At 60.8% G+C, this 19,567-nt stretch carries 18 protein-coding genes; 5 read left to right on the top strand and 13 right to left on the bottom strand.

Going from position 1 to position 19,567, the window contains the following annotated elements:
* Positions 1–450 precede the first annotated feature (450 nt).
* Positions 451–1,836, bottom strand: a complete 1,386-nt coding sequence (locus KGB20_RS13130) for a PLP-dependent aminotransferase family protein (protein ID WP_223532428.1) — start codon at positions 1,834–1,836, stop codon at positions 451–453.
* Positions 1,837–2,037: 201 nt separating this feature from the next.
* On the bottom strand, positions 2,038–2,799 hold the full coding sequence (locus KGB20_RS13125) for an SDR family oxidoreductase (protein ID WP_046037522.1): 762 nt from the start codon (positions 2,797–2,799) through the stop codon (positions 2,038–2,040).
* Positions 2,800–3,037: 238 nt separating this feature from the next.
* Between KGB20_RS13125 and KGB20_RS13120 the strand changes: the two genes are divergently transcribed.
* Positions 3,038–4,042: an NADP-dependent oxidoreductase gene (locus tag KGB20_RS13120; protein ID WP_223532426.1), complete on the top strand. Its 1,005-nt coding sequence runs from the start codon at positions 3,038–3,040 to the stop codon at positions 4,040–4,042.
* Between the two features lie 131 nt (positions 4,043–4,173).
* Here the strand turns inward: KGB20_RS13120 and pyrF are convergent, their stop codons facing one another.
* From pyrF to KGB20_RS13065, 11 genes are all read right to left on the bottom strand, one after another.
* Positions 4,174–4,872, bottom strand: a complete 699-nt coding sequence (gene pyrF / locus KGB20_RS13115) for an orotidine-5'-phosphate decarboxylase (RefSeq protein WP_008016546.1) — start codon at positions 4,870–4,872, stop codon at positions 4,174–4,176.
* 213 nt (positions 4,873–5,085) lie between these two features.
* Positions 5,086–6,141 (bottom strand): AI-2E family transporter, encoded by a 1,056-nt coding sequence (locus tag KGB20_RS13110; RefSeq protein ID WP_223532424.1) that lies wholly within the window; start codon positions 6,139–6,141, stop codon positions 5,086–5,088.
* Between the two features lie 69 nt (positions 6,142–6,210).
* Entirely contained in the window at positions 6,211–7,017 is an 807-nt protein-coding gene (locus KGB20_RS13105) for a DUF4892 domain-containing protein (protein ID WP_223502740.1), read from the bottom strand.
* 8 nt (positions 7,018–7,025) lie between these two features.
* Entirely contained in the window at positions 7,026–7,685 is a 660-nt protein-coding gene (locus KGB20_RS13100; RefSeq protein WP_090457264.1) for a glutathione S-transferase family protein, read from the bottom strand.
* A gap of 50 nt (positions 7,686–7,735) precedes the next feature.
* Positions 7,736–8,590: an alpha/beta hydrolase gene (locus KGB20_RS13095; protein WP_150812168.1), complete on the bottom strand. Its 855-nt coding sequence runs from the start codon at positions 8,588–8,590 to the stop codon at positions 7,736–7,738.
* Entirely contained in the window at positions 8,587–9,393 is an 807-nt protein-coding gene (locus KGB20_RS13090; RefSeq protein WP_223532422.1) for an alpha/beta fold hydrolase, read from the bottom strand. The genes KGB20_RS13095 and KGB20_RS13090 overlap by 4 nt, the downstream gene beginning before the upstream one ends.
* Before the next feature lie 113 nt (positions 9,394–9,506).
* A complete protein-coding gene (locus KGB20_RS13085) occupies positions 9,507–9,950 on the bottom strand; it encodes a hotdog fold thioesterase (RefSeq protein ID WP_008051452.1) in 444 nt (147 codons plus the stop codon).
* A gap of 32 nt (positions 9,951–9,982) precedes the next feature.
* Positions 9,983–11,650: an AMP-binding protein gene (locus tag KGB20_RS13080; protein ID WP_223532420.1), complete on the bottom strand. Its 1,668-nt coding sequence runs from the start codon at positions 11,648–11,650 to the stop codon at positions 9,983–9,985.
* 137 nt (positions 11,651–11,787) lie between these two features.
* Positions 11,788–12,243, bottom strand: a complete 456-nt coding sequence (gene sixA / locus KGB20_RS13075) for a phosphohistidine phosphatase SixA (protein ID WP_150812166.1) — start codon at positions 12,241–12,243, stop codon at positions 11,788–11,790.
* On the bottom strand, positions 12,240–12,587 hold the full coding sequence (locus tag KGB20_RS13070) for a DUF4389 domain-containing protein (protein ID WP_057713666.1): 348 nt from the start codon (positions 12,585–12,587) through the stop codon (positions 12,240–12,242). The genes sixA and KGB20_RS13070 overlap by 4 nt, the downstream gene beginning before the upstream one ends.
* Positions 12,588–12,618: 31 nt before the next feature.
* Complete coding sequence (locus KGB20_RS13065; RefSeq protein ID WP_150812165.1) at positions 12,619–13,644, bottom strand: NAD(P)H-dependent glycerol-3-phosphate dehydrogenase; 1,026 nt, start codon at positions 13,642–13,644, stop codon at positions 12,619–12,621.
* A gap of 195 nt (positions 13,645–13,839) precedes the next feature.
* Between KGB20_RS13065 and KGB20_RS13060 the strand changes: the two genes are divergently transcribed.
* The 4 genes from KGB20_RS13060 (at position 13,840) to fabA (ending at position 19,558) form a co-directional block, all read left to right on the top strand.
* Positions 13,840–15,963: a TonB-dependent receptor plug domain-containing protein gene (locus KGB20_RS13060; protein ID WP_223532418.1), complete on the top strand. Its 2,124-nt coding sequence runs from the start codon at positions 13,840–13,842 to the stop codon at positions 15,961–15,963.
* A 1-nt stretch (position 15,964) separates the two neighbouring features.
* Positions 15,965–16,897 (top strand): ABC transporter substrate-binding protein, encoded by a 933-nt coding sequence (locus KGB20_RS13055; RefSeq protein WP_223532416.1) that lies wholly within the window; start codon positions 15,965–15,967, stop codon positions 16,895–16,897.
* The gene (locus tag KGB20_RS13050) at positions 16,894–18,795 is read left to right on the top strand and encodes an ATP-binding protein (RefSeq protein WP_223532414.1); all 1,902 of its coding nucleotides are present in this window, start codon (positions 16,894–16,896) and stop codon (positions 18,793–18,795) included. The genes KGB20_RS13055 and KGB20_RS13050 overlap by 4 nt, the downstream gene beginning before the upstream one ends.
* Positions 18,796–19,042: 247 nt before the next feature.
* The gene (gene fabA, locus KGB20_RS13045) at positions 19,043–19,558 is read left to right on the top strand and encodes a 3-hydroxyacyl-[acyl-carrier-protein] dehydratase FabA (RefSeq protein WP_003227150.1); all 516 of its coding nucleotides are present in this window, start codon (positions 19,043–19,045) and stop codon (positions 19,556–19,558) included.
* Positions 19,559–19,567 lie beyond the last annotated feature (9 nt).

Below are 19,567 nucleotides of genomic sequence, written 5' to 3'. Positions count from 1 at the left end.
CAGGGACTGTTCGACATCATTCATCACCGGCACGTTGGCCGCAGACGCGGCCTTGAGCTGGCCGGCCAAGGCGATCAAGCCATCGACGCCCTCGTGCAGGGCATCGACGGTTTTCGGATTGCCGTGCAAGGCGTACTCCTGCTCCAGTAGCCGCACCTTGAGCAAACCGCTGTTGAGCGATGACATTTGCTTGAGCCCATCGAAGCGCTGGCTGATGGTTTGCAGGGACCAAACGCCAATGCCCGCCACCAGCGCAGTCAACAACAGCACCAGGACAAACCCGACACCCAGTTTTTTCGCCATACCGAGGTTGGCAAAACGTCCTTGCACGGCCGAATTCATTGCACTTAGTCCCCTGCCAAAGTCTGTAGACGCAGATTCGCAACGGGCCAGTGGCAACACAAGGCTCTGGCTCCGGAATAATGGCAAAAAGCTACGCCAACGTCGTTTTCAGAACGCTTGAGGTCGATCCCGGGCAGCGGCCTGAAAGAACGCCCGGGCACGCGGATCGCAGGCATATGTCACATTGATACGCTGCCAGTCACTGGCCTCACCCGAGGGGTTGAAGGCGGTCTTCGATGACAGCAGTACACCCAGGCGCCGTGCCTGGGTTCGCAGCTGATCGTAGTCAGACATTCGTGATCGCGCCCAGATGAACAGGCCTCCCGCCGGCTTGCCGAAAACTTCCCACTCGGCATCTTCGAGCAATTGCAGCACCACCAGCCGGTCGCTGCTCAGGCGTTGCCGCTGACGCTGTACCAGTTTGCGGTAGGCACCGTTAGCCAACAGACACGCCAGCACCGATTCGCAAAATCGCGAGGCGCCCATGCCACTGATCATCTTGACCTCGGCCAGACGTGTAATGACTTCGGCATCGGCCACCACGAAACCGACCCGCAAGGAACTGCTGAGGGTCTTGGAAAAGCTGCCCACGTAGATCACATCGTCGTCCAGCGCAGCCAGTCGCATACCGGAACCGCTGTGCAAATCCGCATAAACGTCGTCTTCGATCACCTGCACGCCGAAGGTCCTGGCCAGTTGCAGCACGCGGCGCGCCACCACCGGTGCAAGGCTGCTGCCGGTCGGGTTGTGATAGAAGCTATTGATGAACAGCCCTTGGGGCCGGTGTTTGACCAGCACCGACTCGAGCACGTCCACGTCCGGCCCGCGCGGTGTTCGCGGTATCTCGACCATGTGGATGCCGTGCAGCCTGAGCAGATCGAACAGCACCGGATAACCGGGACTCTCCACGGCCACACAGTCACCGGCCTTGAACAGCGTCCGCACAATCAGGTCGAGCCCCTGACTGGCACCCGCCGTGGTCATGATCCGGTTGTCCTTTGCCCGGATATCCAGTTGCCTGAGGTGCTTGAGGATCTGTTGTCGCAAGGCTGGCAAACCCAGCGGTGTGCTGTAGTTGAACAGGCTGGCCGTGTCGGTACGACTGACTTGCCGAATCGCGTAAGTCAGATCGTCTGTTTCGCGCCAGCTTTCAGGCAGCCCGCCACAGCCCAGCCTCAACTCACTCGAAAAAGGCCCGTGATCGGGCTCCGCCCCCTCGAACCACACCGGCTCGTGCTTTGTGCCTGTGGCCAATGCCGGATCGGCAACCGCATAGCCGGCTCCATGACCTGACACCAGCATTCCCTGTGTCACCAGGCGTTCACAAGCCTGAGCGACGCTTAACTGACTGAGCAAATTGATCCGCGCGATCTGTCGCACCGAAGGCAGGCGCGTACCGGGCGATACCCCGCTGGAATGAAGCCAGCAGGTCAGCGCGTCAACAATTTGCTGTACGACGGGCACCAGCGCCTGTCGGTCGATTCTCAATTCCATGAGCAAGCAAACTCCTGTTGATTTTGCGATAAGCAGTTAATCACAGGCGTGTTCGAAGACTTGTGCGACAACGCCGCCAAAACCATTCGATCTAATCATTTGATACACATTGCCTGGCCCTTTAGCGGAACCAAAAAACCTGTGGGAGCGAGCTTGCTCGCTCCCACAGGTTCGCAGTGTGTCTGGTATTGGTGTGTCGTTTTAAAACGCGGTAACGCCACCGTCCACGGCCAATGAGTGCCCCGTGGTGAATGCCGCGCCATCGCTGCACAGGTACAACACCGCGCTGGCGATCTCTTCGACCTTGCCGATGCGACCGACCGGATGCATGGCGTTGGCGAACTCGCCTTTTTTCGGGTCGGCTTCATAAGCGCGGCGGAACATATCCGTGTCGATCACCGCCGGACACACGGCGTTGACCCGGATTTTCTTCTTGGCATATTCGATGGCCGCCGACTTGGTCAGGCCGATCACCGCATGTTTAGAGGCTGCGTAGATGCTCATTTTCGGCGCCGCCCCAAGGCCGGCCACCGATGCCGTATTGACGATCGCGCCGCCCCCTTGCGCCAGCAGCAGCGGCAACTGGTATTTCATGCATAGCCAGACACCTTTGACGTTGACGCCCATGATCGCGTCGAACTCGTCGAGCGTACCTTCGGCCAACTTGCCCTTCTCGATTTCGATGCCGGCATTGTTGAAGGCATAGTCGAGGCGACCGTAAGTATTGATCACCTCCTCCATCAGATTTTTTACATCGCTTTCCAGGGTAACGTTGCAGCGCACGAAGGTCGCTTCGCCACCGGCGGTACGAATCAGCGCCACCGTGCCCTCACCGCCTGCCACGTCCATATCGGCCACTACTACCTTCAGGCCCTCGGCGGCAAATGCCTGGGCGGTCGCGCGGCCAATACCGGCCGCCCCGCCTGTCACCACGACCACCTGGCCGGAAAACGTCATGCTCATTTTGTTATGTCCTCGAAAAGAAGAATGCGGGGAATCGCGTAGGACCAGTCTAGCCATGGAGGTCTTGAACACGGCAGCACTATCAAGGCTCCGGTTGGGCGCCCATGAGTTGCAGTGATGGAACTGCCGTACCAACTATCACTGCACTGGATCAACCTGCATTCGCCGCATCAGCCGAACTTGCGGCATCGTCGCTGACCGGCTATCAACAAAGCTTCATTCAACTTGAGTGCTTGCCATGACCTCCCAGACCAATCGCCAATTCCTGCTCGCCAAACGTCCGGTTGGCGCGGCGACCCGCGAGACATTCACCTACCAGGAAGTACCGGTCGGCGAGCCGGCGGCGGGTCAGATACTGGTCGAAAACCAATACCTGTCCCTGGATCCGGCCATGCGTGGATGGATGAACGAGGGCAAGTCCTACATCCCGCCGGTCGGGCTCGGCGAAGTCATGCGCGCCTTGGGTGTGGGCAAAGTCATTGCGTCGAACAACCCGGGGTTCGCGGTCGGGGATTACGTCAACGGCGCCCTGGGCGTGCAGGACTTCTTCCTCGGCGAACCGCGAGGCTTCTACAAGGTCGATCCGAAACTGGCACCGCTGCCACGTTACTTGTCCGCGCTGGGCATGACCGGAATGACGGCGTACTTCGCCCTGCTCGACGTCGGCGCTCCGAAGGCCGGTGACACCGTGGTGCTGTCGGGCGCGGCGGGCGCCGTGGGCAGCATTGCCGGGCAGATCGCCAAGATCAAAGGGTGCCGGGTGGTTGGCATCGCCGGTGGCGCCGACAAGTGCAAGTTCCTGATCGATGAACTGGGTTTCGATGGCGCTATCGACTACAAGAGCGAAGACGTCCTCGCCGGCCTCAAGCGCGAGTGCCCGAAGGGCGTCGACGTGTATTTCGATAACGTGGGTGGCGACATCCTCGACGCAGTGTTGAGCCGCCTGAACATGAAGGCGCGGGTGGTGATTTGCGGTGCCATCAGCCAGTACAACAACAAGGAAGCGGTCAAGGGACCGGCCAATTACCTGTCACTGCTGGTCAACCGCGCACGCATGGAAGGTTTTGTGGTGATGGACTACGCCGCCCAATACGCCGGCGCCGCCCAGGAAATGGCCGGCTGGATGGCCAAGGGGCAGCTCAAGAGCAAGGAAGATATTGTCGAAGGACTGGAGACTTTCCCGGAGACGCTGATGAAATTGTTCAGCGGCGAGAACTTCGGGAAGCTGGTGTTGAAGGTCTAACCCGATATTTCAACTCACCCAAAAACCACTGTGGGAGCGAGCTTGCTCGCGATAGCGGAGTGTCAGGCAACATTGATGTCACTGATCCTCCCCCATCGCGAGCAAGCTCGCTCCCACAGGTTTAGCGGTGTTTAGGCCAGTTCGGCCACGACCGACGCCAATGCCTTGGCTGGATCCGCCGCCTGGCTGATCGGACGGCCGATCACCAGATAGTCGGAACCAGCATCCAGCGCCTGACGTGGCGTCAGAATGCGGCGCTGATCGTCCTGGGCGCTGCCCGCCGGACGAATCCCCGGGGTCACCAGTTGCAGCGACGGGTGCGCCGCTTTCAGTGCCTGGGCTTCGAGGGCCGAGCACACCAGGCCGTCCATCCCGGCTTTTTCCGCCAGGGCGGCCAGTCGCAGCACCTGCTCCTGGGGCTCGATGTCCAGGCCGATGCCCGCCAGGTCTTCACGCTCCATGCTGGTCAACACGGTCACGCCGATCAGCAGTGGTTTAGGACCGGTGCGCTGATCCAGCACTTCACGGCACGCAGCCATCATGCGCAGGCCGCCGGAGCAATGCACGTTAACCATCCACACGCCCATTTCCGCCGCCGCCTTGACGGCCATCGCGGTGGTGTTCGGGATGTCGTGGAACTTGAGGTCCAGGAACACTTCGAAACCCTTGTCGCGCAGGGTGCCGACGATTTCCGAAGCGCAGCTGGTGAACAGCTCCTTGCCGACTTTGACCCGGCACAGCTTCGGGTCCAACTGATCGGCCAGCTTCAGTGCGGCGTCACGGGTAGGGAAATCCAGGGCGACGATGATGGGAGTCTGGCAGGCGGACATGAGTGGGCTCTCAGGCAAGTCGAAATCGGCGCGCATTGTAGCGGAACCAGCGCCGCTGCGGGACCCGATGATCGGTAAATCGTCGCAACGGCTCAGGCAAGACTAGCCCTTGAGGCCATTGTGTCGAGTTCGATACACACACGACACGCCCGCAACACCCTGACCCGCTACCCTCGGCAACCGCAACGGGTCCCTACAACAGTACTTCCCGCCTCAGGGCCGGCGATATTCACCCCGTGCCTGGGTCCTGCTCCAGTCGATCAACAGGCTGTAGGCCACCGCCAGCAATGTCGGGCCGATGAACAGGCCGATAAAGCCAAATGCAATCAACCCGCCAAACACCCCAAGCAGCACAATGACCAGCGGCAGGTTGCCGCCACGGCTGATCAAGTACGGCTTGAGCACGTTGTCGACACCGCTGATGATGAATGTGCCCCAGATCCCGAGGAATATGGCCATCCCGTACTCGCCTTTCCAGACCAGCCACGCGGTCGCCGGAATCCACACCAGCGGCGGGCCCATCGGGATCAGGCTGAGCATGAACGTCACGATGCCAAGCACCAGCGCACCCGGTACGCCGGCAATCAGGAACCCGATCAGCGCCAGGATCGCCTGGGCCGCCGCAGTGCCGATCACACCGTTCACCACCCGCTGTACTGTGCCCGCCACCAGCTCAATGTAGTAGCCGGCCCGTTGACCGATCAGCCGCTCCAGCAGTGTGTGTACAAATGCCGCCAGGCGCGGCCCGTCACGATAGAAAAAGAACACGAAGACGACGCTCAGGGTCAGTTCGAGAATACCGCCGCCGATCTGCGCGCTGCGCGCCAGCAACCAGTTACCCACCTGCCCCAGATAAGGCTTGAGCGACACCATCATCGCCGCGCCCTGCTCGTCGATGCTGTTCCAGATCCCTACCAGCCGCCCGCCCACCAGGGGAATCGAACCCAGCCACAGCGGCGCTTCGGGAAGCCCCTCAACCTGTGCATCCTTGATGAATGCCGTGGCATCGCGCACATGATCGGCAAGGTTGAAACCCAGCCACACCAAGGGTGCCGCTACCAACACCATCCAGCCCAGCGTCAGCAATGCCGCCGCCAGCGACTCGCGGCCATTGAGCCAACGGGTCAGCAAGCGCATCAGCGGCCAACTGGCAAACGCCAGGACCGCGCCCCAGAACATCGCCGACCAGAACGGCGCCATCACCCAGAAGCTCGCGCCGAACAACGCCACGAGCAGGATCTGCACCAACAGGCGATCGTTATTGATCATCAAAAGTCTCGAAAAAGTCAGTCAGCAAAAGAGTAGGCGAACGCGACGTACGCGCTCGCCCGGTACAGCCTAGCGCAATAGCTCGATGTGCAGGCCAGAGCCTTCGGCACTGCCGACTTCCATCCGCGCGGTACGCACGCCCTGGGCGATCAGTGCCTGACGCCAGGCTTCGGCGTTCGCTCCGGAAATGCTGACCCGCAAGGTGGTGTCCAGATTCAGTCCGCGAGAAATCAAGCGGAGCCAGGTCTCGTCAGGTGCGCTGTTCAGCGTGGCAAAATCGAGCTCGCCGGTGCTCTTGAGTTCACGCAGCAAAGTCGCGGAGGTCGGCAACAACTCACCCAGCGGTGTCGAAGCCTCGAACTGTTCGACATGCAGGTAGGCTTTGCGATTACCGCGGGTGATGCTGTACAGCGCAACGAGCGTGTTGTCCCTTGGAGCGGCAAGTCGCAGCAACAAATAGGCTTGCTGATCGTCGGCGCCGTACAGCTTGGCGTTGCCAAAGACCTGGTTGGCCCAGAGGCTGCTTTCACCGCAATCGCGCGCCTGGCACCAGAAGAGCAACCCGGCGTCCTGCTGTTGCAAAGCCTCGCGGGCAGCGGTGAACGCCTCGATGGATGAATGCTCCGAGGGTAATTCGTAGGTCACCGAAGTGACGTTGCCGCGGGCACTGACCTGGCCGTCGAATCGTAACTGGCCACTGATTTTACGGATCGAGCCCAACGGGTAGATCCGCTCCAGTTCGGCGGCGGGGCGATAGTCGACAATCTGGGCGTCGACCATGCGCGGCACTATCGGCAGGTCCTGACTACCCGGAACATCGGCGGCGAATAACAAGGGACTGAAACTGCACAGCACCAGCAAACTGAATGAACGCATGGATAGACTCATCGGATCAGCATGGCCTGGGCGCCCTTGATAATACTGGCTTCATCGGCGCGTTTCGGTACTTGCAGGCCACGCTGCACCGCCGGCCTGTCCTCCATGGTTGCCATCCAGCGTTGCAACGCCGTCAAGCCTTCCACCGAGACGCCCGACCACTCGTAGCCGCGCACCCAGGGAAAGGTGGCAATGTCGGCAATGCTGTACTGATCGGCGAGGAACTCCACGCTTTGCAACCGCGTGTCGAGCACTTCGTAGAGGCGACGGGTTTCATGCTGATACCGGTCGATGGCACCCTGGAGTTTTTCCGGAAAGTAGCGGAAGAACACGTTGGCCTGGCCCTGCATCGGGCCGATGCCCCCCATCTGGAACATCAGCCACTGCAATACCAGCGAACGCCCCTTCGGGTCCGATGGCATCAGTTTGCCGGTCTGTTCAGCGAGGTAAATCAGGATGGCGCCTGACTCGAACACGGCGAAATCGCCATTGGCGCGGTCGACAATCGCCGGAATCCGGCCATTGGGGTTGATCTTGAGGAAGTCCGCGGACTTCTGCTCCTTTTTGTCGAAACTCAAGGCATGCACCGTGTAGGGCAGGCCGAGTTCCTCGAGCACGATAGAGACCTTGTGGCCATTCGGGGTCGCAGCGGTGTAGAGATCTATCATGGTTGTCTCCCTTTTCAACCCGCCAAGCCTCGACAGTTGCCCGGCGCAAGTCAAGGAATGGCGAAAAACCGATTGAAACAGTCTGCGACAAGATCGGCACCAGACTCATCATTGAGGTGCAAATGGTGGCCGCCTGGCAGCTGTTCCCGGCTAAAGGGTAGACGCTCCAGCAACTCTGGGTGTTTGGCGAGCATGCCGTCGGCGGCAACCACCAGTGTTGCAGGACACTTGACCCGCTGGACGAAGGCCATGGCCTGTTCGGTGGTAAGACGCAGCGGCGATGGCAGTGTGAGGCGATTGTCGGTGCGCCAGGTGTAACCGCCCGGTACCGGCATCAGGCCACGCTGCGCCAGCAGTTCTGCGGCCTCGCGGCTGACCGCCACCAGGCCTTTCATGCGCGCTTCGACGGCTCGGTCGAGGGTGTCGTAGACCGGTTTGCGCTTTTCCCGCAGATCCAGTTGCGCCTGCAGGGCCATGCCCATGCGCTCGGCAGCGTTTTCACCTTTGTCTGTAGGAGGAATGATGCCGTCGATCAACGCCAGGTGGGTAACCCGCTCGGGCATCGACCCGGCGATGATCAACGAAGCAATGGCGCCCATCGAATGCCCCATCAGCGCAAACCTGCGCAGTCCAAGCTGCTCGGCCACTTGCAGCACATCGTGGGCATAGTCCCACATGGCGTAACCGGCTCCCGGCGGGCGATGCCCGGAATGACCGTGACCGGCCATGTCCAGCGCGATGATGCGCAGGCCTTTGAGTTTGGGTGCCAGGCGGGCAAAGCTGTTGGCGTTGTCCAGCCAGCCATGCAGGGCAATCACCGGCAAACCGTCTTCAGGACCGAACAGGTGCGCCGCCAGTTCGATGTGCGGCAGGCTCAGGCGGACCTCTTCGACGACGTGGTTCATGCGCAATCCTGTTGTCGACGGCCGCCCCAACGGTAGAACAGGCCTTTGAGCATGTCAGCGGTATCAAGGGGACGTTCGAGCGGAAACATGTGGCCGCCAGGCATGGTCAACGACTCGCCCAACGGCAGGCGGTCGACCGAACTGGCATGATGGCGCATCACCACGCGGCTGTTGTGCCCGCGTACCACCGCCAGCGGCACTTGCAACTGCCGGGTGCTGCCCGGGCTGGTGTGCGGCACACCGCGATAGATGCTGATTTCCGTGGCCGGGTCGAACCGCAGGCGCAGCTTGTCGCCGACCTGATGCAAGCCGTGTTGCAGGTAGGCATCGAAACATTCCGGGTCGAAGCCACGAAACAGGGCTTTTCCGGCGAAATACTTCCGGGCGCTTTCCAGGTCGGCGAATTCTTCACGGCGGCCCAGGGTACGCCCGGCCGGGGTCAAGCGGTCGATGAAACCAAAGCGTTTGGCCGCCCGTATGACCCATTGATCGGTCCGGGTCAGCACTGGCGAGTCGAGCATCACCACCCCGCGATACAACTCGGGGCAACGCAAGGCCGCATGCAGGTGCAACACGCCACCGAAGGAGTGACCGACGCCCCACACGGGTTCGGCCTGTTGTTGCAGGTGATGGATCAGCTCATCCACCAGGTTGTACCAATTGTCGTCCGCCGGGAAACGCGGGTCGTGGGCGTGCTGCTCCAGATGCGTCACCTGAAACTCGGGTGCCAGCGCCGCAAACAACTTGCCGTAGGTCCCCGAAGGAAAACCATTGGCGTGGGCGAAAAAGATCTGTTGCGACATACCTGCAAATCCATGAGCGAGAACAGGCGTAGATTGTCCGCAAGACCGCGTCCTACAGCAATGACCGTAACTGACAGGAATGATGACAGTCCGGTCAAAGCTATGGTTTTGGTTCAACGCGCCGGCGGATTCTCACCCAATGGCACCACTGCCATGGTCAGTCGCGACACACAACTGGCCTTGCCCTCATCGCTGGTCAACCGAATATCCCAGACATGGGTCGTGCGGCCGATGTGGATCGGCTTGGCCACCGCCGTCACCCGTCCACTGCGCAGGCCGCGCAAATGGTTGGCGTTGATTTCCAGGCCCACGCAATAGAATTTGCTGGCATCGATGCACAGGTAACTGGCCATCGAGCCGACCGATTCGGCCAGCACCACCGAGGCACCGCCATGCAGCAAGCCGTAAGGCTGATGGGTGCGGTGATCGACGACCATGCTGGCGGTCAGGGACTCATCGTCAAAAGCTTCGAAACGGATGTCCAGCACTTCGCCGATGGTGTTTTTCTGGATTGCGTTCAACTGCTCGATGTTCGGGATGGTGCGCCACAGGCTCATCGCAGAGTTTCCTCGTTGGTTTTGTTCGTGGATCAATCCTGCCACAGCACCGCTTCGCTGCGCTCGCTCCATTCCTCAAAGCGTTCACCGTAAGCCGCTTCGATGACGTTGCGCTTGATCTTCAGGGTCGGGGTAAGAAAGCCGTTTTCCACAGCCCAACTGTCCTTGACCACCACCAGGCGCCGAAGTTGTTCATGCTTGTCGAGGGCACCATTGACCTCCTCCAGCAGTTTTTCCAGGCTCGAATGCAAACCGGCGCGCGCGGTCCCACCGGCATCCTGCTGGCCAACCGCCGACAACACGCACAAACCCAGCGGCGCACTCAAGCCATCGCCCACCACGCAGACCTGTTCGATGCGCGAATGCACGGCCAGGCGATTTTCAATCGGTGCCGGGGCCACGTACTTGCCTTTGCTGGTCTTGAAGATTTCCTTCAGGCGCCCGGTCAGGCGCAGATTGCCTTCGGCGTCCTCCTCGCCCTTGTCGCCGGTACGCAGGAAGCCGTCCTCGGTAATGGTGTCGGCGGTTTTTTCCGGTTCCTTGTAATACCCGAGCATGGTCGCACCACTGCGCACCATGACCTCCCCCGTCTCGGCGATCCGCACTTCGACCTCCGGACACGGCTTGCCGATCCAGCCCGGTTTGTTCTGGCCCGGCAGGCCGATGTGGGAGTAGCCGCAACTCTCGGTCATGCCGTAGACCTCCAGCACGTCCAGCCCCAGTTTGCGGTACCACTGCAACAAGGTCTGCGGCACCGGGGCCGCGCCGGACAACGCGATGCGCAACGCATCCAGCCCCAACCCGGCGAGGACTTTATGCCCGACCCGTTTGCCGATGATCGGCAGGCCGAGCAGGAAGTCGAGACGTTTTGCCGGGATCTTGCTGTACACGCCCATCTGGAATTTGGTCCAGATGCGCGGCACGCCAAACAGTGCGGTCGGGCGCGCACGGCGCAGGTCGGTGAGGAAGGTATCGAGGCTCTCGGCGAAAAACACCGTTTGGCCGGTATAGATCGATGCCAGCTCGACGAACATGCGCTCGGCAACGTGGCACAGCGGCAGGTAGGACAACAGCCGGTCCGACTCGTTGAGACCGAACAACGCAGTGCCGCGGGTGGTGGCAAACCCCAGAGTGCCGAAGCTGTGCATCACGCCCTTGGGCATGCCCGTGGTGCCGGACGTGTAAATGATGGTCGCCAGTTGATCGGCGTCAGGCTTGGGATTGTCCTGGATGGGCGAACTGCGTTGCAGGTCGTCCCAACTGAAATCAAAGTCGCCGGGAGGATGCAGGGGCAGGCTGATGGTCGGCAGGTCGGGGCTGACACCACGGGACATACCTGGCCAGTCGTCGAGCTTGCCGATGAATGCCAGCGCTGCTTGCGAATGTTCGAGTACCTGGGCAACGGTCTCGGTGGTCAGGTTTGGGTACAACGGCACCGACACATGCCCGGCCATCCAGATCGCGAGATCGGCAATGATCCAGTGCGCACAGTTCTTCGAGATCAGGGCGATATGACTGCCCTGCGGCAGTTCCCGCGCTCGCAGCCAGTGGGCGGCGCAGCGTGCTTGATGACCGACGTCCGCCCAGGTCAAGGTCTCGACCTGGCCGCCCCCGACAGGCTGGACCAGAAAGCGCTGGCGGGGATGACGGGCCTCACGCTCGTAGAAAACGTCCAGCGGCAAACGAAAAGCAGCAGACATGCGACTCGCTCCTGTGATTTTGGTCTGGAGCAAGCGTAGTCAACCAAGCAAGTGCTTGGTTGACTATTTTACTCAAAATTTTCTACATCTGTGGGAGCGCCCACTTCAAGTCAAGCTGTGCCCTTTGAAACGTGTGGTCAGGGATGCTTGATGCTGTCGAGTTTCATTGACCCGACCAGCAGCTCTTCACCCTTGAGCTCCGCCAGACCGGCAGTGCTGACCCTTTCCGGCGGATGTCCGGCACCATGCTGCAGGTAGCTCAGCAGATTCCCCACCAGCGGGTTGTGACTGACCAGCAAAACGTTGCTTACCGCGACCATCTGTTCGGCCACCTTGTCCGGCTCCGTGTCCGGTGTCAGCCACTCGACGGTGCGGATTTCCGGTTCGAAACCCAATGCGTCTCGTACCAGTCGCGCTGTTTCCTGCGCTCGCAGGTACGGGCTGGCGTAAATGCCGGTCAGTGGCTGACCCATCAGCTCTGCGGCGATTTTCAATACTTCCTTACGACCGTTATCCGTCAATTCCCGCTCCGAATCGTGGGGGCGGGAGCCGTGTGGTACAGCTTCACCATGACGCAATACCCAGAGTTTCATAGCTTGGGTTCCTCATCTCGGGCCGGATGCGGTGCCGGTGCCACGACATGCGGCGCCTCACCTTCCGGTGTACGCGGCGTCGGCCAGTCGGCGAACGGCCAGGGCTTCTGGTCGCTGTGAAAGCTGCCGAAACGACCGATCTGCGCCAGAAACTGGCTCAGGCTGTCGCCGAAATTCATCAAGCTGGCGCTTGGGGCGCCATAGAACAAACGATAGATCAACTGCACCAGCACGACGGCGCCGAGGATGAACTGCGCCACTTGCCACACCAGCACGAAGAGGATCATCCACAGCACCCGCAGCAGGATGGACTCGTACTTGGCTTCTATTTTTGGATCGTTCATGCGCAACTCCCTGCTTTTCTGGCAAGCGTGATTAGTTGAAACCACTGGTGGAAATAAAGTCGACGTCGGTTTTCGGCTCGCCACGCATTAACAGACCGATGACCTGCTCCAGCGTGCGCCCCTCGAACAGGATCGCGTGCAGCCCGGCGACCAGTGGCATGTACACGCCAACCTCCTGGGCCTTGGCCTTGAGCACTTTAAGGGTATTGACCCCTTCGGCGACTTCGCCCAGGCGCGTGACCGCCTCGTCCAGGCTCAGGCCCTGGCCGAGGGCGAAGCCGACCTGATAGTTGCGGCTCTTGGGCGACGAACAGGTCACGATCAGATCGCCCACGCCGGCCAGCCCCAGGAAGGTCATCGGGTTGGCACCCTGGTTCACCGCGAAGCGGGTCATTTCCGCCAATGCCCGGGTAATCAGCATGCTCTTGGTATTTTCTCCCATGCCCAGCGCCACCGCCATGCCGGCGATGATCGCGTAGACATTTTTCAGCGCCCCGCCCAGCTCCACGCCGAAACGATCGGCGCTGGCGTACACACGAAAGGTGCGTCCGTGCAGCGCGGCCTGAACCTGCTGGCAGAGTTCTTCGTCTTCACTGGCGACCACCGTGGCGGTCAGCGCGTGCTCGGCGATTTCACGGGCCAGGTTGGGTCCGGACAGGACGCCGATGCGCGCCTGCGGGGCGATTTCTTCGAGGATCTCGCTCATCAACTTGAACGTGTGGGCTTCGATGCCTTTGGTCAGGCTCACCAGCATTTTGCCGGTCAAGCGTTCGGCGTGCGGCACCAGCACCGAGCGCAGCGCACTGGAGGGCAATGCGACGAAACACAGGTCGCAGGCGTCCAGGGTGGCTTGCAGGTCGGTGACCGGCGTGACGCCGGGCAGAATCTTGATGCCTTTGAGGTAACGCGGGTTCTCGCGATTGACCCGAATGGCCTCGGCCTGTTCGGGGTCACGCATCCACTGAAGGACCTGATGCCCGTTCTCGGCCAGCAGATTAGCCACGGCGGTTCCAAAACTTCCGCCTCCCAGGACCGCAATCGGGCGCTGTTCAGTCATATGCAATCCGTTAATCCATACCAGTGGCGATGTCGGCATTATACGGGGCAGTCCATCGACGGCCAGCCCCGACATCAAATACCTGCACCCGTAGGAAGAAGACCAATAAAACCGAGGAAAATGCAGACATCGTGAATGGAAAAGTCATTCGGCTCGGTTAACATGCGCGCCAACAATCACTGACAGGGATGTGTTGTGTCTCCGGGCTCTCCTTCACCGCATTCACCTCTGGTACTGGCGCTGATTTTCAGCTCGCCGGCGCTGGCCGACGACTTGTTCCTGGACAGCGAACCGCTGCCGCAAGTACTCACCGCCACGCGCCTGAAGCAGTCGCCGGCGGCCGTGCCGGGAAGCATGACGGTGATCGACAGTGCCCTGATCCACGCCAGCGGTGCCCGTGACATCAGCGAACTGCTGCGCCTGGTGCCGGGGATGATGGTCGGCAACATCAGCGGCAATCAGGCGACGGTGAACTACCACGGCACCAATGCGAATGAAGCGCGGCGCATGCAAGTGCTGATCGACGGGCGCTCGGTGTATCGCGCCGGCCTGGCCACCGTGGACTGGAGTGACATTCCGGTGGCCATGGAAGACATCGAGCACATCGAAGTCTTTCGCGGACCGAATACCGTCAGCTACGGCGCCAACGCTCTGATGGCGGTGGTCAACATCATTACCCGGCGTCCGGCCGACAGTCACGGCACGCGCATGAAGGTCACCCGGGGCCAGCGCGGCATCAACGACTTTTACGCCAGCCAGGGCCTGGGCTGGGAGGATGGTGACATTCGCCTGTCCCTGTCCGGCCAGCAAGACGACGGCTTCGACACCGACCGAACCGGCGCTGACTACCATGACAGTCGTCGCCTCGAGCGCTTCAACCTCACCGTCAGCCAGAGCCTCGACGAACGGCAAAGCCTCGATTGGCAATTGAATGCCAAGGACGGCACCAACCAGCGGCCCTATACCTACCGGCCAGTGTTCCCGGGAATTACCCGCGCCGGCGACGACTCCGACGTCACCGCCAAGGACTACGCCGGGTCATTACGCTGGAATCTGGACGTCAATCCCGACCACAGCCTTTATATCCAGGGTTCGGCCCAACACTGGGATCGCCAGCAAACCTGGCGTGCCTGCGACGCAGAAGTTTCGTTCAGCCCGCAACTGACCGAACTCTGGCAATTGAACCCGAACTACACCGAGCGCCTGGCCCGCAATATCACGCGTTTCATCGGCTCTGGTGCGCCGGCCGGCACGCCCGCCGAGCAGGCGCTGGCCAACCAGGTACTCGATCAATGGCGCAACGGCGCGAGCCAGACCGTTTGCGGCGACATCGACCAGAGCACCCGGGAGTCGCGCTACGACATCGAACTGCAGGACACCCTGAGCCTTGCCGATAACCTGCGGCTGGTCAGCGGGATAAACTACCGTTACGACCGCGCGGATTCCGAGACCTACTTCAATGGCACTCTCGATGACAGGATCTGGCGAGCGTTCGGCCAGTTCGAGTGGCGTGCCACCGAACACTGGCTGCTGCAAGGCGGCGCCATGTTCGAGGACACCCAGTTGACCGGCAGCTCGCTGACACCTCGCATGGCGGTCAACTACCTGATCAACCCGCGCCACGGCTTGCGTGCGGTGTACTCCGAGGCCATCCGCTCACCGGACATGTTCGAGAACAACGTCAACTGGAGTTATCAGGTCACCAACCTCAAGCCCGGTGCGTTTGGCCAGTCCAGCGCCCGTTATTTCGTCAAGACCCGTGGCCCCGGCGACCTTGATCAAGAGCACATGCGCTCCCGGGAACTGGGCTACAACGGCTATTTTCCCGAACCGGGGCTGGCGCTCGACGCGAAGCTGTTCCACGACGAAATCACCGGCATGATCAGTGAGCCGCTGCGCAACAATCAGTACATTGCCAGCAATGCCAACAAGGCGCGCTTTTCGGGGGTCGAAACCCAGCTCGACTGGCGTGTCGGCAGCCTCGATCGCCTGCGACTGACTTATGCCTACGTCGATACCGATGCCAGCAATCCGCTGGATGCCAGGCAGACTGCAAGTAACAGTGGTTCGGCCGGATGGCTGCGCGATTGGGGCCAAGGTTGGAACAGTGCGCTTTTCTATTATGGCGATGACGCTCTCAACGGCTACCGCTTCGAACGGATCGATGCGCGCATCGCCAAACGTATCGCCTTGGGCAAGGCCAGCCTGGAACTGGCCGGGGTGCTCCAGCAACGGCTGGACAATCAGCCGACCACCTTCATCGACAATAATTATGATCAGCGCCAGGTGATGTATTTCAGCGCCGAGCTGGAGCTTTAAGATGCCGAATCGCCCGGCCTGCAGAATGCCGCCCCTGGGTCGGCTGCTGGCCATACTCTGCCTGCTGACAAGCGGCCTGCTGGGCAGCCTGGCGAGTAACGCGGCCGACATTTTGCTCACGGGGGCCGAAGACAGCCCCGGTGTGCGGGCGTTTACCCAGGCCCTGAGCGAGTTGCGACCACGCGATAACGTACGCTTCCAGACGCTGGCCAAAATGCCGATACCGGACAAGCTGCCGGAAAACATCCGCTTGATACTGCTCGACCTGCCCAGCCTCGACTGGCGCCTGCAAAACGCCCAGGGCCCGGCGACTCTCGTATTGCGCATCAGCCGCCTGCAAGCCCGGCAACGCTTGAACAATACGTTGCCTGCGCGCCTTTGCCTGCTATGGAGCGATCCACCACTGGACCGCCAGTTGCGCTTGACCCGCACCCTGTTGCCACAAGCCAGGCGCATCGGCGTGCTCTACGACACCCACAGTGAATTCCTGTTGAATGAGCTGCGTCAGGCCGCCCTCCCCCTGGGTCTTGAGATGGTCACCCAGCGCTGGGACAACATTCACGACAGTCGTCCATTACAGGCACTGCTAAATAACAGCGACGTGTTGCTGGGACTTGACGATGCCGACCTGTACAACCCGCAAACCGCAAAGAACCTGCTGCTGAGCAGCTATTCGCGGCAAGTGGCCCTGATCGGACCCAACGCCGGATTCGTCAAGGCCGGAAGCCTGGCCAGCACCTATAGCGATCAGAGCGACTGGCTGGCGGTCCTCGACGAATTGCTCGACCGGCCACCAGCCACTTGGCCGCGCACGCACTATCCCCATCGATTCAAGGTCGCGAGCAACCCGCAAGTCGCGCGTTCATTGGGTATCGAACAGATAAACGATGCGTCTGTCGCCACACTGCTGGCTGAAGGAGAACGCCGTCCATGAGCTTGCGCCGTCGCTGGGACATCAACACTCGCACCCAACTGATCAGCCTCGGCCCTGCACTGCTGCTGACCTTGTTGCTGATCAGTTTCTTCACGTTCGTGCGCATCCAGGATCTGCGTCAGGAAATCACCCACACCGGCCAGTTGATCGCCAATCAACTGGCCCCGGCCACCGAGTACGGCGTGATTTCGGGCAACATCGAAGTGCTCGAAACCTTGCTCAAGGCGACGCTGGCCACGCCCAACGTGAGTTTTCTGGAAATTCAGGACAGCGCCAACCGGGTACTGGTGTACGTCGAACAACCAAGCGAACACCACAATCGCGCGCTACAACTCGAGGTGTTCCAGGCACCGATACGGCTCCAGCGTATCGCGTTGCACAATGATTTTTTCCAGAGCAGCAAAACCGCCACTGCCGCCCCCACCGAGGACTACCTCGGTCGGGTGATCGTCGGGCTGTCCAACGATGCCTTCAGCCGGCGCCAACAGGAAATCGTGCTCAAGGCCGCCATCCTGGCGCTGTTTGCCCTGCTGTTTACCTTCCTCGTGGCCCGCCGTCTGGCGGGCAGCCTGTCGAAACCGATCCGTGATATCGGCAATGCGGTCAAGGCGATCCAGGACGGCGATTACAACACACCGCTGCCCATTGTCGACGACACCGAGCTGGGGGCGCTGTCGCAACACATCAACAACCTCGCCAGCGGTCTCGAGCAGGCCAGCCGCGAACAGCATCAGGCCATGGCACAGTTGATCCAGACCCGCGAAGAAGCAGAAAAGGCCAACAACGCCAAATCCGATTTCCTCGCCATGATGAGCCATGAACTGCGCACGCCGATGAATGGCGTACTGGGCATGCTGCAGTTACTGGAAACCACCGACATGACCGAGGAGCAGGTGGAGTACGCGGCGCTGGCCTCCGAATCCACCGAGCACTTGCTCAAGGTCATCAACGACATCCTGGATTTCTCGCGGATCGAACGTTCAGAGCTGGAACTGGAGCACATCGCGTTCAACCTCACCGACCTGATCGGCAGTTGCGCCCAGTCGTTCCAGCACAGCGCCGCGCAACGCGGTCTGGACCTGCAACTGATGATCCCCGACGACATGCGCGGTTTGCAGGTCAAGGGCGACCCGACGCGTATCCGTCAGATACTGGTCAACCTGGTCGGCAATGCGCTGAAGTTCACCGAGCAGGGCCGCGTCACGATCGAGGCGCAGTGGCAGTCGCTGGACCACGAGTTGCTGTGGTTCACCTGCACCGTGCGCGACAGCGGGATCGGCATCCCGGCGCAAAGCCTGGAATTGATGTTCAACGCTTTCCAGCAGGCCGACAGTTCTATTTCAAGACGCTACGGCGGTACGGGGCTGGGCCTGCCGATTGCCCGTACCCTGGCCGAACGCATGGGCGGCACCTTGCGCGCGCAGAGTGAGGAAGGCCGCGGTTCGGTGTTCACCCTGGAAATTCCCCTGGCACTGCACCAGCAGACACAACCGCTGCTACCCCCTCGCGCGCAATCGCGCAACAGCAACGGCGAAGGACGCAATGTGTTGTTGGTCGAAGACAACCCGGTCAACCAGACCGTCATCGAAGCCATGTTGCGCAGCCTGGGCTTCAAGGTCAGTGTCGCTGCCGACGGCGCGCAGGCGGTGCGCAGTGCCGAGAGCCTGATCTTCGAAGCGATCCTGATGGATTGCCGCTTGCCGATCATCGATGGCTATGAAGCCACCCGGCAGATCCGTCAACTACCCGGTTGCACCGACCTGCCGATCATCGCCCTGACCGCCAATGCCTTGCAGGGTGACCGCGAAGCCTGTCTGTCGGCGGGGATGAACGATTACCTGGCCAAGCCGTTCAAACGGACTGATCTGCAGCAAATTCTTCAGCGTTGGGTGCAGTAGTACAGGCCTTTCGACCATCTGCGACTGGCGTGAAAGGCGAAAGTGCGGCAGTCTTAGTCACCCGAACAGGCCCGAAAAGGGGCTTGAATAATAATTTCAGTGCACAAGTGTACATTCATGTCCTTGGTGCTGTGACTTTCACCACAACGCAATAGTCTATGAGTAGGCTGCCGGTTCGAGGCATGAACGCTTCGATCGGCCGGGAAGATTTGCCCCACCTGCCGCATGGGACTATTGAGGAGCTCGCATGACCAAACAAAACGCCTTTACCCGGGAAGATCTGCTGCGCTGCAGTCGCGGTGAGCTGTTCGGCCCTGGTAACGCGCAACTGCCCGCCCCGAACATGCTGATGGTTGATCGCATCACTCTGATCAGCGAAGAAGGTGGCAAGTACGGCAAAGGTGAATTGGTCGCCGAGCTGGATATCAATCCGGACCTGTGGTTCTTCGCCTGCCACTTCGAAGGCGATCCGGTGATGCCGGGCTGCCTGGGCCTCGACGCCATGTGGCAACTGGTCGGCTTCTTCCTGGGCTGGCAAGGCCTGCCGGGCCGTGGCCGTGCGCTGGGTTCGGGCGAAGTGAAATTCTTCGGCCAGGTCCTGCCGACCGCCAAGAAAGTCACCTATAACATTCATATCAAGCGCGTCCTCAAGGGCAAGCTGAACCTGGCCATCGCCGACGGTTCGGTCACTGTCGACGGTCGCGAAATCTACACCGCCGAAGGCCTCCGGGTCGGCGTGTTCACCTCCACTGACAACTTCTAAGGGTTATCC

Source organism: Pseudomonas sp. BF-R-30 (assembly GCF_019956175.1).
Classification (GTDB): Bacteria; Pseudomonadota; Gammaproteobacteria; order Pseudomonadales; family Pseudomonadaceae; genus Aquipseudomonas; species Aquipseudomonas jessenii.
This window is presented reverse-complemented; position numbering and strand designations above follow the sequence as displayed.

What these genes read in the sequence shown, in the direction of transcription:
- KGB20_RS13130 (WP_223532428.1), bottom strand. Translation starts at nt 1,836, where the DNA reads ATGGAATTGAGAATCGACCGACAGGCGCTGGTGCCCGTCGTACAGCAA.
- KGB20_RS13125 (WP_046037522.1), bottom strand. Translation starts at nt 2,799, where the DNA reads ATGAGCATGACGTTTTCCGGCCAGGTGGTCGTGGTGACAGGCGGGGCG.
- KGB20_RS13120 (WP_223532426.1), top strand. Translation starts at nt 3,038, where the DNA reads ATGACCTCCCAGACCAATCGCCAATTCCTGCTCGCCAAACGTCCGGTT.
- pyrF (WP_008016546.1), bottom strand. Translation starts at nt 4,872, where the DNA reads ATGTCCGCCTGCCAGACTCCCATCATCGTCGCCCTGGATTTCCCTACC.
- KGB20_RS13110 (WP_223532424.1), bottom strand. Translation starts at nt 6,141, where the DNA reads ATGATCAATAACGATCGCCTGTTGGTGCAGATCCTGCTCGTGGCGTTG.
- KGB20_RS13105 (WP_223502740.1), bottom strand. Translation starts at nt 7,017, where the DNA reads ATGCGTTCATTCAGTTTGCTGGTGCTGTGCAGTTTCAGTCCCTTGTTA.
- KGB20_RS13100 (WP_090457264.1), bottom strand. Translation starts at nt 7,685, where the DNA reads ATGATAGATCTCTACACCGCTGCGACCCCGAATGGCCACAAGGTCTCT.
- KGB20_RS13095 (WP_150812168.1), bottom strand. Translation starts at nt 8,590, where the DNA reads ATGAACCACGTCGTCGAAGAGGTCCGCCTGAGCCTGCCGCACATCGAA.
- KGB20_RS13090 (WP_223532422.1), bottom strand. Translation starts at nt 9,393, where the DNA reads ATGTCGCAACAGATCTTTTTCGCCCACGCCAATGGTTTTCCTTCGGGG.
- KGB20_RS13085 (WP_008051452.1), bottom strand. Translation starts at nt 9,950, where the DNA reads ATGAGCCTGTGGCGCACCATCCCGAACATCGAGCAGTTGAACGCAATC.
- KGB20_RS13080 (WP_223532420.1), bottom strand. Translation starts at nt 11,650, where the DNA reads ATGTCTGCTGCTTTTCGTTTGCCGCTGGACGTTTTCTACGAGCGTGAG.
- sixA (WP_150812166.1), bottom strand. Translation starts at nt 12,243, where the DNA reads ATGAAACTCTGGGTATTGCGTCATGGTGAAGCTGTACCACACGGCTCC.
- KGB20_RS13070 (WP_057713666.1), bottom strand. Translation starts at nt 12,587, where the DNA reads ATGAACGATCCAAAAATAGAAGCCAAGTACGAGTCCATCCTGCTGCGG.
- KGB20_RS13065 (WP_150812165.1), bottom strand. Translation starts at nt 13,644, where the DNA reads ATGACTGAACAGCGCCCGATTGCGGTCCTGGGAGGCGGAAGTTTTGGA.
- KGB20_RS13055 (WP_223532416.1), top strand. Translation starts at nt 15,965, where the DNA reads ATGCCGAATCGCCCGGCCTGCAGAATGCCGCCCCTGGGTCGGCTGCTG.
- KGB20_RS13050 (WP_223532414.1), top strand. Translation starts at nt 16,894, where the DNA reads ATGAGCTTGCGCCGTCGCTGGGACATCAACACTCGCACCCAACTGATC.
- fabA (WP_003227150.1), top strand. Translation starts at nt 19,043, where the DNA reads ATGACCAAACAAAACGCCTTTACCCGGGAAGATCTGCTGCGCTGCAGT.